The sequence below is a fragment of the Streptomyces sp. 8L genome, from assembly GCF_020176795.1.
Classification (GTDB): Bacteria; Actinomycetota; Actinomycetes; order Streptomycetales; family Streptomycetaceae; genus Streptomyces.
This window is the reverse complement of sequence record NZ_JAIUKE010000444.1, coordinates 1-10,212: the sequence shown is the minus strand read 5'-3', so window position 1 is coordinate 10,212 and position 10,212 is coordinate 1. Positions and strand designations below refer to the sequence as shown.

Annotated in this window: 7 protein-coding genes; 1 reads left to right on the top strand and 6 read right to left on the bottom strand. The window is 71.7% G+C overall.

The window, feature by feature from the left end; translation table 11 throughout:
• The first annotated feature begins 62 nt into the window (after window positions 1-62).
• A complete protein-coding gene (locus LCE31_RS30460) occupies window positions 63-2,489 on the top strand; it encodes an RICIN domain-containing protein (protein ID WP_225020040.1) in 2,427 nt (808 codons plus the stop codon).
• 54 nt (window positions 2,490-2,543) lie between these two features.
• Here LCE31_RS30460 and LCE31_RS30455 read toward each other — a convergent pair whose 3' ends face one another.
• The 6 genes from LCE31_RS30455 to LCE31_RS30430 form a co-directional block, all read right to left on the bottom strand.
• Entirely contained in the window at window positions 2,544-3,638 is a 1,095-nt protein-coding gene (locus LCE31_RS30455) for an aldose epimerase family protein (RefSeq protein ID WP_225020039.1), read from the bottom strand.
• 48 nt (window positions 3,639-3,686) lie between these two features.
• Window positions 3,687-4,736 (bottom strand): LacI family DNA-binding transcriptional regulator, encoded by a 1,050-nt coding sequence (locus LCE31_RS30450; RefSeq protein ID WP_225020038.1) that lies wholly within the window; start codon window positions 4,734-4,736, stop codon window positions 3,687-3,689.
• Between the two features lie 183 nt (window positions 4,737-4,919).
• Entirely contained in the window at window positions 4,920-5,933 is a 1,014-nt protein-coding gene (locus tag LCE31_RS30445) for an ABC transporter permease (RefSeq protein WP_225020037.1), read from the bottom strand.
• On the bottom strand, window positions 5,930-6,895 hold the full coding sequence (locus LCE31_RS30440; protein ID WP_225020036.1) for an ABC transporter permease: 966 nt from the start codon (window positions 6,893-6,895) through the stop codon (window positions 5,930-5,932). Before LCE31_RS30440 ends, LCE31_RS30445 begins: the two co-directional genes overlap by 4 nt.
• 28 nt (window positions 6,896-6,923) lie before the next feature.
• On the bottom strand, window positions 6,924-8,567 hold the full coding sequence (locus LCE31_RS30435) for a sugar ABC transporter ATP-binding protein (RefSeq protein WP_225020041.1): 1,644 nt from the start codon (window positions 8,565-8,567) through the stop codon (window positions 6,924-6,926).
• 162 nt (window positions 8,568-8,729) lie between these two features.
• Window positions 8,730-9,848 carry an ABC transporter substrate-binding protein gene (locus tag LCE31_RS30430; RefSeq protein ID WP_225020034.1) on the bottom strand — a complete coding sequence of 373 codons (1,119 nt, stop codon included), beginning with the start codon at window positions 9,846-9,848 and terminating at the stop codon, window positions 8,730-8,732.
• Window positions 9,849-10,212 lie beyond the last annotated feature (364 nt).

Genomic DNA, 10,212 nt, shown 5'->3' with positions numbered 1-10,212 from the left:
GCCCCCGCCGGGCCGGTATCCGCGCCCGCGTGCCCCCACCTCTTCCGGAGACCCCTGTGTCGATGTCCCGCCGCGGATTCGTCCAAGCTTCCCTTCTGTCCGGCGCCGCGCTCGCCGGCCTCTCGCAGGTCACCGCTCGCGCCGTCGCCGCGCCCCGGGCGGCGAGCCGCTCCTGGTACACACCGAACGCGTCACCGCTGGCGCCCGCGGCCTTCCTGCGGCTGCCGCCCGGCAGCGTCACCGCCTCCGGGTGGCTCGCCGGCCGGCTCCGCGCACAGCTCGCGGGGCTGAACGGCCGCTATCAGGAGATCTCCCACTTCCTCGACATCAGGACCAGCGGCTGGACCGTACCCACCAACACCGGCTGGGAGGAGGTCCCTTACTGGCTGCGCGGCTACGGCGACCTCGCCTATGTGACCGGGGACGCCACCGCGCTCAGCGGCACCGAGCAGTGGATCAACGGCATCCTCGCCACCGCGCAGTCGGACGGCTTCCTCGGCCCCACGGCCCTGCGCACCTCCCTCAACGGGGGTCCCGACTTCTGGCCGTACCTGCCGCTCGTGCAGGCGCTGCGCTCCTTCCAGGAGTACAGCGGCGACGCCCGCATCGTCCCCGCGCTCACGGCGTTCTTCCGCTACATGCACGCCCAGCCCGGGTCGTGTTTCGCGTCGAGCTGGGTCTCCTACCGCCTCGCGGACGCGCTCGACAGCATCTACTGGCTCTTCAACCGGACCGGCGACAGCTTCCTCCTCGACCTCGCCGACACCCTGCACGCCAACGGCGCGAACTGGGTCGACAACCTGCCGACCCCGCACAACGTCAACATCGCCCAGGGGTTCCGCGAACCAGCCCTCTACGCGGTGCGCAGCGGCGACAGCGACCTCGTCCAGGCCTCGTACCGGGGCTACGACTCCGTGATGGGGACCTACGGCCAGTTCCCCGGAGGCGGGTTCGCCGCCGACGAGAACGCCAGGTCCGGACACGTCGACCCGCGCCAGGGCTTCGAGACCTGCGGCATCGTCGAGTTCATGGCCAGCCACGAGCTGCTGACCAGGCTGACCGGCGACCCGGTCTGGGCCGACCGCTGCGAGGAGCTCGCCTTCAACTCCCTTCCCGCGGCGCTCGATCCGGCCGGTACCGGCGTCCACTACATCACGAACGCCAACAGCGTGGACTTGTCCGACCTGCCCACCACGCAGGGTCAGTTCGACAACTCCTTCGCCATGCGGGCGTACATGGCGGGTGTGGACCAGTACCGATGCTGCCCGCACAACTACGGCATGGGGTGGCCCTACTTCACCGAGGAGCTGTGGCTCGCCGCCCCTGACGGCGGGCTCTGCGCGGCGATGTACGCGCCGAGCGAGGTCACGGCGAAGGTCGCGGACGGCACGGCCGTCACCTTCACCGAGCGCACCGACTACCCGTTCGCCGACACGGTCACCCTCACCCTGAGCACCCCGAGAACCGTGACCTTCCCGCTCCACCTGCGGATACCGGGCTGGTGCGACGCGCCGGTGCTGCGTGTGGGCGGCGAGCAGGTAGCAGCCGCGCCGGGCCCCGCCCTCGTACGGATCGAGCGGGCCTGGAACGACGGCGACACGGTCACCCTCCAACTGCCCCAGCAGACCCGGGTACGCACCTGGAGCGCGAACCACGACAGCGTCAGCGTGGACCGCGGACCGCTCACCTACGCGCTGCGGATCGGCGAGAAGTACGTCAGGACCGGCGGAAGCGACACCTTCCCGACCACCGAGGTGCACGCCACCACACCGTGGAACTACGGGCTCGAACTCGACCCCGCCGACCCGGCGGGCCCGCTCGTCTTCAGCGGCGCCACCGGGCCCGTCCCGGACGATCCGTTCACCCAGGACACCGTGCCGGTGCACATGACGGCGCCCGCACGGACCATCGCCGCCTGGCAGGCCGACGGCGAACGCGTCGTCGCCACACTCCGGCCGAGCCCGGCGCTGGGCGACGGGACGACGGAGACGGTCACCCTCGTCCCCATGGGCGCCGCCCGGTTGCGGGTCTCCTCGTTCCCCACCGTGTCCGCCGACGGCACGCCGTGGACCACGGACCAGGTGCGGGTCCGGAACGTCAACAGCGGGAAAGTACTGGCGGTGGACGGGATGTCGGGCGCCGACAGCGCCCGCGTGGTGCAGTTCGCCGACAGCGGCACGGCGGACCACCTGTGGCAACTCATCGACAACGGCGACGGGTTCGTCCGCATCCGCAACGCCAACAGCGGAAAAGTACTCGGCGTGGACGGCATGTCCACCGCCGACAGCGCCCACGTGGTCCAGTTCACCGACAACGGCACCGCCGACCACCTCTGGCAACTCATCGACAACGGCGACGGAGCCGTCCGCATCCGCAACGCCAACAGCGGAAAAGTACTCGGCGTGGACGGCATGTCCACCGCCGACAGCGCCCAGGTCGTCCAGTTCACCGACAACGGCACCGCCGACCACCTCTGGCAACTCCTGTAGGCCCTCGCGCGGGGTCCGGGGCGCCGGGCGGCAGCCGCCCGGAGCCTGGGCGCCTCAGACCCTCGGGGTGGCCGCCTGCGGCAGGTGGGGGAAGCGCAGCTCGGTGGTGCTCCGGTAGGCGGCCCCGGGCCGCAGGACCGTGCTCGGGTAGCCGGGGCGGTTGGGCGAGTCGGGCAGGTGCTGGGTCTCCAGGCACACCGCGCCGTGCCGCTCGTACGGTTTCGCGTCCCGGCCCGTGAAGGAGCCGTCGAGTGTGTTGCCCGTGTAGACCTGGATGCCGGGCTCCGTCGTCCACACCTCGAGCCGGCGTCCGCTGAGGGGGTCTTCGAGCCGTGCGGCCCGGGCAGGACCAAAGTGGGCCGGTCGCGGCGACAGCACCCAGCAGTGGTCGTAGCCGCCCGCGGCACGCACCTGCGGGTCGTCCCGGCCGATCCGTTCGCCGATCGCGCGCGGCACGGAGAAGTCGAAGGCGGTGTCCGCGACCCCGACGGGGTCTCCGAGCGGGATGGCCTCCGCGCTGACCGGCAGGTAGCGGTCGGCGTCGAGTGCCAGGGTGTGGCCGAGCACGTCGCCCGACCCCTCCCCCGCCAGGTTGAAGTAGGCGTGGTTGGTGAGGTTCACCACGGTGGGCCGGTCGGTGGTCGCCGTGTAGTCGATCCGCAGGGTGCCCGCGCGGTCCAGCGCGTAGGTGACGGTGACGTCCAGCGCGCCGGGAAAGCCCATGTCCCCGTGCGGGCTGTGCAGGGTCAGGGCCAGCCCCACTCCGTCCGGGACGTCCGCGGGGCCCGCCTCCCACAACCGGTGGTGGAAGCCGTCCGGGCCCCCGTGCAGCGCGTGGCCCCGGTCGTTGACCGGTACCTGGTAGTCCTGGCCGTCCAGGGTGAACCGGCCGTGGGCGATGCGGTTCGCGTACCGCCCCACCAGGGAGCCGAAGTACGGGCTGCGCGCGTAGTCGGCGACGGAGTCCTGCCCGAGGACCACACTCGCGGAGCGGCCCGTGGTGTCCGGCACCCACAGGGCGTGCAGGACACCGCCGTACGTGAGCACATCGGCGCGGACACCGCCGCCCGAGTCCAGCGTCCAGCGCTCGACGGGGCGTCCGTCGGGGAGGGCGCCGAAGTCGGCGCGGGTCAGGGAGGGGTTGGGCATGGAGTGGTTCCTTCGGCGGGATGGGGCGGCACGTCGCCGACGGGAACGTTACGCGCCCCGCCCGCGGCGGTGTCGGACGGGGAGGTTCCCGGTGGACTCCCGGACCACGAGTTCGTAGCCCGGGTGGATACGGCGCGGGGCGGGCGGTTCGGCCGACGCGGGGGCCGCGATGCGTTCGACGAGGCACTCCACCGCGAGGGCGGCGATGGCCGCCTTGTCCGGCGCGACCGTGGTCAATGACACCGCGCCGTACCGGCTCTCCTCGATGTCGTCGAAGCCGACCACCGCCACGTCCTCCGGCACGCGCAGGCCGCGTTCGGCCAGGAGCCGCATCGCGCCGATCGCCACCGTGTCGTTGTACGCGAAGAGGGCGTCCGGACGCTCGCCGCGGTCCAGCAGCGCCGCCATGGCGTTCGCGCCGTCCCGGCGGCCGTACCCGTCGGTGGCGACCACCAACGACTCCTGAGGTACGGCCCCCGAGGCGGTGATCTCCTCGCGCCAGCCGCGCAGCCGCTGGTGGGCCGGCTGCCGCGCGCTCTCGCGCCGGGCGCCGATGAAGGCGATCCTGCGACGGCCCAGGGCCAGCAGGTGCCGGACCGCCGCACGGGCGGCGGCGACGTTGTCGATCGCGATGTGGTCGTACGGCGCGTCGTACTCGCGCTCTCCGAGGAGCACCATCGGCGGGCCCGCGGGCCGCGCCAGCAGGTCCTCGCTCTCCAGCTCGATGGGGCTCAGCAGCAGCCCGTCGATGACGTGCGAACGAAAGCCCTGCGAGACCAGCACCTCGTTCTCGCGCAGGCCCGCGGTGTGGTCGAGCAGGACCGTGTGTTCATGGCGGGCCGCCGCGTCGATGACGGCTCCGGCCACTTCGGCGAAGTAGGGGTTGCCCAGTTCCGGTACGGCGAGCGCGATGATCCCGGTGCGTCCCTTGCGCAGGTGGCGCGCCGTCATGTTCGGCCGGTAGCCGAGATCGTCGATGGCCCGCTGGACCCGGGCACGGGTGGCCGGTGTGATGTGCGGAAAGTTGTTCACCACGTTCGAGACCGTTTTCACGGACACGCCCGCGAGCTGCGCGACATCCTTGAGGCTGACGCCCACGGCACTCCCTCTCTTCGACCCGGCGCGAAGGCGCCCCGGTCCTGGAAACGTGCCCGGTCCCGCCCGTGTTCCGGTGGCGCCGTACCGTTCGCGGACCCCCGTACCGTTCGCCGGACCCCGCGGTGCCCGCGGTGTGCGGACGCGGGGCCCCAAAGTGCGCGAGGATGCGTGCCCGCGGGCCGCTCACGGCAGTTGCTGGGTGCGGCTCAACAGGGCCTGGAGCAGGACCACGAGGGCCAGGAAGGCGCCGTTGACGGTGTCGGTGAAGGCCGAGCCGTACTGCGAGAAGTAGTGGTCGATCAGGTTGTGGATGACCGCGAGCAGCAGGACGCCGCAGACGGTGCCGCCGACCGAGCCGCTGCCGCCGGTGAGCAGCGTCCCGCCGATCACCACCGCCGCGATGGCGGTGAGTTCGTAGCCGACGCCGATCGTGGTGACCCCGGAGCCCAGCCGAGCGCTGCCCAGGGCCCCGGCGCCCGCGGCCGTCGTGCCCGAGAGCACGTAGACGAGGACCTTGGCGCGCGCCACGGGCAGCCCCATCAGGAGCGCGGCGTTCTCGTTGCCGCCGAGTGCGGTGATCGTCGCTCCGAACCGTGTACGGGTCAGCAGCAGCGCCCCGAGGCAGAACAGCACGCCCACGATCACCACCGGCGTCACGGTGCCGCTCCCCAGGGACCGGAAGGCCGAACCGCGCGGCACCAGATAGGTGGTGGCGCCCTCGTGGGTGAGTGCCTGGAGCAGTCCCCGGGCCCCGAGCAGGCCGGCCAGTGTCACGATGAAGGGGGCCATCCGGGCCCGCGCGATCAGCAGCCCCTGGACGGTTCCCCAGGCCGCGCCGACCGCGAGCGGCAGCAGCACGGCCTGCCAGGGGCCGGCCCGCGAGGCGTCGGCGGCCAGCACCCCTCCGAGCGCGTACATCGAGCCCACGGAGAGGTCGATGCCTCCGGTGATGATGACGAAGGTCATGCCCAGGGCGAGCAGCCAGACGAACGCGTTGTTGCCGAGGATGCTGCTGATGTTGGGCCCGGTCGCGAAGGTGGAGGAGGTCGCCGAGGCGACGGCAGCCACCAGCACCAGGACGGCGAGGGCGCCGCGCCGCTGGACCTGGGCCGCGAGGCGTTCGCGTACGGGCGCCCGTACGTCCTGGCCGGCGCCCGCGGACTCGGCGGAGACGGTGGCACTGACGGTGGAGCTCATCGGGTACCACGCTCCTGGGAGGCGTAGACGGCGCAGCAGATGATGACGGCCTCGACGATCTGGGTGTACGAGGCGGGCACGTTGTGCTGGGTCAGTACGGCGGTGATCAGTTGCATGAACAGGGCGCCAGCGACGGTGCCGAGGACACGGACGCGGCCGCCGCTGAGCGGTGTGCCCCCGACGACGACGGCCGTGATCGCGTCGAGCTCCATGTTGAGGCCCTGGTTGGCCGGATCGGCCTCGGCTCCGTGTGCCACGATCATCACGCCCGCCAGGGCGGCCAGGACACCGGAGACGACGTAGACGGTGACCAGCACCCGGCGGACCGGGAGGCCGGACAGGCGGCTTGCCGGGCGGTTGTCGCCGATGGCGACGAGCCGGTGGCCGAACGTCGTACGGCGTACCACCAGCCCGACCACCACCGCCGCCGCGATCGCGATCCACGCCATGAGCGGGATGCCCCCGAGGCTCTTGTCACCCAGGCTCAGCACACCGCTGTCGGTCATGGGCTTGGCCGAGTTGCCGTTGATGATCTCGGCAAGACCGCGGACACCGATCATCAGGGAGAGCGTGGCGACGATCGGCTGGATGCGGCCGAAGGCCACCATCGCACCGCCGGCCGCCCCCGACACGGCCCCCAGCAGCAGCGCGACGAACAGCGCCATCGGCAGGCCGTAGCCGAGGTACAGGGGGACCACGGACGCGGCGAGTGCGATGACGGCCCCGACGGACAGGTCGATGCCCTCCGTGCCGATGACCAGGGACATCCCCAGTGCGACCAGGAGCGTGGGGGCGACCTGGAAGAGCTGGATGCGCACATTGCCGAGGGAGAGGAAGGAGGAGTCCAGCGCGACACCCACGACGGCCAGGACGATCAGCGCCGCGTAGACGCCGTACTCCTGGAGGAGCCGTACCAGCCGGTCGCGCTCGAAGACCTGGCCCTGCCAGGTGCTGTCGCTCATCGGTGTTCCCTGCGCATCGTTGTCCTCGTCACGGGGATTCCTCCTTCACGGCGGCGGGCGCCGCCCCGGTCGCGCCGTCCTCGCCGAAGGGCGCCCCGCCCCGGCCGTCGCCGTCCGGCGTGGCGGGGTCCCGGCCGTCGCCGCCCCGACCGGGCGGCCGTGGCGCGGTGGCCGGTTCCCCGACCGGTTCTGGCGCGGTGGCAAGGGCGCTCAGCAGCGCCTCCTCGGTGACGTCTTCGCCGGAGAGGTGGCCGACGGCCCGGCCGTCCTTGAGGACGACCACCCGGTCCGACCCCTCCACCAGTTCCTCCAGGTCGGAGGAGATCAACAGCACACCCAAGCCGTCCTTGGCCAACTCGTCGATCAGCGACTGGACTTCCGCCTTGGCGCCGACGTCGATTCCCCGGGTGGGTTCGTCCAGCAGCAGCACCCGGGGGTTCAGGCACAGCCAGCGGGCGAGCATCACCTTCTGCTGGTTGCCGCCGGAGAGGTCGCTGACCTTCTGGTCCGGGCCCGACGCCTTGATCCGCAGCCGCTCCATGAAGAAGCGCACGATCTCGTCCTGCTTCGCGCTGGAGACCACACCCGCGCGGGAGAGGCGGGGCAGTGCCGCGAGGGAGATGTTCTCCCGAACCGAGAGGCTGGGGATGATGCCCTCGGCCTTGCGGTCCTCCGGCAGCATCACGACACCGGCCCGGATGGCGGCGGCGGGGCTGCGCCGGCCCAGGGGCCTGCCGTCCACCTCGACCGCGCCGCGGTCCGTGGGGAGGGCCCCTACGATGGCCTTGGCCGTCTCGCTGCGTCCCGCGCCGAGCAGACCGCCGAGGCCGACGACCTCCCCCGGGTGCACGTCGAGGGATACTCCGTGCACCCGGTGACGTACCGTCAAGTCGCTCGCGCGCAGTGCAGGTTGTGCGTCCGTGCGGTCCTCGCGCTCCGCGGTGAAGGCCGTGGTGCCCTCCGCGCGGACCGTGGACATCTCGCGGCCGAGCATCAGGGAGATGAGCCGCAGCCGCTCCAAGTCCGCCATCTCGCCGGTGTGGACCATCCGGCCGTCGCGCATCACACTGACGCGGTCGCAGATCGCGTAGAGCTCGTCCAGGCGGTGGCTCACGTACACCACCGCGATGCCACGCTCCCGCAGCCCGCGGATGACCGAGAACAGCGTCTCGACCTCGCGGGGCTCCAGGGAGGAGGTGGGCTCGTCCATGATCACCACTCGGGCGTCCACCTGCACCGCCCGGGCCAGTGCCACCATCTGCTGCGCACCGAGGCCGAGGGTGCGCAGGGGGCGGGTCACGTCCACGTGCACGCCGTAGCGGCCGAGGATCTCGGTGGCCGCGCGGCGCATCGCCCGTTCGTCGATCAGGCCGAAACGCCGTGGCTCACGGCCCAGATGGAGGTTGCGGGCGACCGACATCAGCGGCACCAGGTTCACCTCCTGGTAGATCGTGGAGATCCCGGCGGACTGTGCCTCCAGCGGGTTGCGGAACTCCCTTTCCTCGCCCGCCAGTCGCACCTGTCCCCGGTCCGGGCGGTGGACGCCGGTGATCACCTTGATCAGGGTCGACTTGCCGGCCCCGTTCTCCCCGATCAGCGCGTGGACCTCGCCCCGGCGCAGCGTGAAGTCCACCTCGCGCAGGGCGTGCACACCGGCGAAGCTCTTGCTCACACCGGTGACTTCGAGGACGGGGCCGTCCCCGGGCGGCTGGACGGTGCCGCCCCCGGGTCGTTGGTCGGGGCCGTCCCCGGACTCGGGCTCGGGCTGGTGCCCCTGTTCGTGCCCCTGTTCGTGCTCAGCCACGTGGGTCCTCCTCGTGCGTGACGGCCGCGATCAGTACACGAGCCCCTGGTCCAAGGCCTGCTGGGCGTTGCCGGAGGTGAAGTGGCCGTCCTTGATGATGACCTTCGGCTGGACCCCCTTGGTGCCGTAGAAGTCCTGGAGGGCCTGGAAGGCGAGCGGTCCGAACCGGGGATTGGTCTCGATGTCGGCGGCCAGTTGGCCTCCTGCGACGCCCTGTACCACCTGCTTGGTGCCGTCGATGGAGACGATCTTGATGTCCTTGCCGGGCGTCCTGCCGGCCGAACGGATCGCCTGGAGGGCGCCGAGGGCCATCTCGTCGTTCTCCGAGTAGACCGCGTTGATGTCGGAGTGGGCCTGGAGGAGCTGCTCCATGACCTTCTGCCCGTCGGTCTGCGTGAAGTTGCCGGTCTGCGAGGCCACGACCTTCACCTTCGGGTACTTCGCCTTGATCCGGTCCTGGAAGCCCTTCGTGCGGTCGGTGGACACGTTGTTGCCGGGCGTCCCCGTGAGGATGGCGACGTGCGCGCTGTCCCCGGCCGCGCCCGCGAGGTCGTCGGCGGCGATCTGGGCCTGGCCGTAGAAGTCGGAGCCGATGAACGCCATGAAGTCGTCGCAGGCGGTGCCGCCCACCGTACGGTCGATGGTGAGCACGGGGATCTTGGCCGCCTTCGCCCTGGCGAGGGCGGGCCCGAGTCCGTCCGAGTTCTCCGGCGCGACGATCAGCGCCTTCGCCCCCTGCGCGATCATGTCCTCGATCTGCGAGTTCTGGGCGTTGACGTCGGCGTTGGCGTTGCGCTCGATCAGCTTCACACCCAGCGACTTGGCCTGGGCCTCGATGCTCTTGGTCTCGGTGGCGCGGAAGGGGTTGCTGGTCGACTCGGACTGCGAGAACCCGACCACGGTCTTCCCGCCGGTGAGCGTCAGGCGGGGGACTCCGCCCGCGTAGTTCTTGTACGTGCACGCGGGGCCTGCGGGCGAGGCGGAGGGGGAGGCGACCTCCTGGGCCGCGGCGGTGCTGTTGGCGCTGGGTGAGTCCGAGGCGCTGTCACCCCCGGAGGAACCGGAGTTGGTGCACGCGGTGGCGGCCAGACACAGGCCGGCGGCCATCGCGATGGCGGCGGCGGTCCTGGCGCGGCGGGAGACGTTCATGCACCGATCACTTCCTCGTCGAAACTGAGAAACGGGCAGGCGGGAACGCGGGTGCGGAAACACCCGAGGGACTCGGCGTGGGCTGCGCGGCCCTCGGCGCGGGGAGGTGCGCCGGGGCTTTCCAACGTTGTAAGAGGACCCTGGGGCACGCCGACCGGGGTGTCAAGAGTCGTGCACGGCATGCCCGTTCAGGAGGTCCGCGGTCAGGACCGGTCGAACGGGAAGGGGGGTCCGGGGTACGCCGCTCCACGCGGTGTGTTGCCGGTCGACACTCGGCGTACCGGGCGACGAACCGGCGCCGGGGCCGTCCCCGCGGGGCGTGAGGCGAGGCCGTCACCGCGGGGGCGCCGCGCAGGGCGGAGGG